Here is a 2,115-nt window from a genome sequence, read left to right on the forward strand (position 1 = left end):
CGGATGGACCACTGCGGCCGGGGAGGAAGAGGAAGGTGTCGGCGTCCACGTGCAGTGTGGGTACGGCGTGCGGGAGCACCGGGGGGTGAAGCGGCCGTGTCCCTGGCCCGCCGGTGGCACGGAGGGACGCGGCTGCACCACCGGTGCGCAGGTGCAAGGAGAAGGAGAGGAGGGGGCAGGGGGGAAAGGCGCGTTTGGAGAGGATGGGGCTGCTTGGGCGCGGGGGTGGCGCTGAGTGCGGGGTGTGGTCCCTGCGGCATCGGGGCTCTGGTCAGCAGTGGATTCATGCTGATGCGACGTGAGTTGGCTTGTGGCACAACGATGCGTCAGTTGCAGGAGCCGTCCGGTCCGCGAACGGGATCAAGGAAACCACGCCGGAGTCAGCTAAGTACAATCCGTGAGATTAATATGATCACCAACTGCCACTCTGCTGCATGCGCCCACAGGGGTCCTTGCCGGGCTCCGGTAGAGATTTAATTCAACTGGCCGTGGACAAGGCCGAGTTCGTCGTCCATGCGCAGCAGGTGTCGGCCGAACTGCTCGAAGTGGCCGGGCCGGGCGGCATCGGCGGGCAGCAGGACCACGTCGTTGAGCAGCGGGTGCTCGCGCCAGGCCTCGGGCGGGCGGTGGGCCGGGCCGCGGCGGGCTACCCAGGCCGCGGGCACGGGCAGGGTGTGCTGCAGGATGCGGCGGACCCCTGCGGCGGTCAGACGGGGCCGTTCCGGCAGGGGGTGGAGTCCGGCCCGGTCCAGGGTCAGGGTGTTGTCCTGGGTGCGGTAGCAAGGCAGCAGGTGCCGGGGCAGGGTGCCCAGGCGGGTGGCGGCCTGGGCGGTGGTCAGGTGCTGGCGGTGCAGGTCGGCCAGCGAGGACACCCGGCCGGGCGCCGGGATGAGATGGACGGCCCCCAGGTGTTCCTCCCAGGCGGCACGGGAGGAGTGTCCGTTCAGCAGCTTGTGCAGCTGGGCGGTGGCACCGGCGAACGCGGAGGAGGCGCCGTGGATGTGCTCCACGAGGTCCTGTACCTGGTCCGGGACCGTCACCGGAGCGGCTTCCAGAGCGGGCAGCAGGCTGGCGGTGGCGTGCAGCAGACAGGCGGGTTCCACCGTCCGCCAGCCCGGAGGAACAGCCGTCGCGCCCTGGGCCCCGACCGGGTTCAGGACGGTCAGGCACGGATCATCGCCGCCCCACCAGGCGGGCCGGCGCAGCTGTGTACCGGCCTGCCGGTGCAGGAAGCGGCCGAGCCGGCCTGCGCGCTGGAGCAGGCGGGCGATGGAGGCAAGGTCGCTGACCAGGAGATCGACGTCGATGTCCAGGCTCATGTCCAGCAGGCTGGTGGTCACCACGACCAGCCGGTCCGGGCGCGGCCCGGCCGGCCCCAGTGCCCTGCGCACCCGCCCGGTCAGGGCCTCCCGCACATGTCCGGGGAAGCGCGCGTGGAGCAGCAGCAGGTCTTCCGCGGCTCCGGGCCAGGTGTGCTTGAGGTACTGGTAGGTGTCCTGGGCGTCGCCCACGGTCGCGCAGGCCACGGCCGCGCAGCCGCCCTCACGGGCGACGGGGCCGATGAGCTCGCCGATCACGGCCAGCCGCTCGCCTTCCTCGACCGTGCGCCCGGCGTCCTTGAGCCTGTGGTGGCGCACTGGCCGACTGCGCACCCGTACCCGGCGCCGCTGCGCGGTGATGTGCGCCTCGCGGGAGCTGGGGTCCATCCGGTGGCAGGTGCCGGTCGCGGCGTCCGCGAACAGCCAGCCCGGGTAAGCGGGGGCGAAGGACCGGCCCTCCAGCGCGCGGGAGGGGCGGCCAGCCCCCGAGAGGTAGGCCCGCACCAGCTCCTGGCACGTGGAGGACGGCATCGTCGCCGACAGCAGCACGACCGGGCTGCCCAGCGCCCCCAGCCAGTTCAGTAGACGGCGTAGCTGCAGATGGCTGAACGGGGCCAGGGCATGGGCCTCGTCGATTACCACCGTCCGGCCCGACAGGGCCAGCAGGCGCAGGGCGTTGAACCGCACCGGCAGCACGGCCATCAGCGCCTGGTCCACCGTGGCGACCGTGAATTGGGCCAGCAGAGCCGCATCCCACCCGCGCAGCCACTCCCCCGGCCCGGGCACCCCTTCCTCG

1 protein-coding gene is annotated in these 2,115 nt (G+C 72.2%); it reads right to left on the reverse strand.

The window, feature by feature from the left end; translation table 11 throughout:
* Window positions 1-473 precede the first annotated feature (473 nt).
* Window positions 474-2,115 (reverse strand): CRISPR-associated helicase Cas3' (cas3, locus tag K6I34_RS36125; RefSeq protein WP_229332255.1); only part of this gene is annotated, 1,642 nt, incomplete at its 5' end.

This window comes from Streptomyces sp. UNOC14_S4 (assembly GCF_020740835.1).
Classification (GTDB): domain Bacteria; phylum Actinomycetota; class Actinomycetes; order Streptomycetales; family Streptomycetaceae; genus Streptomyces.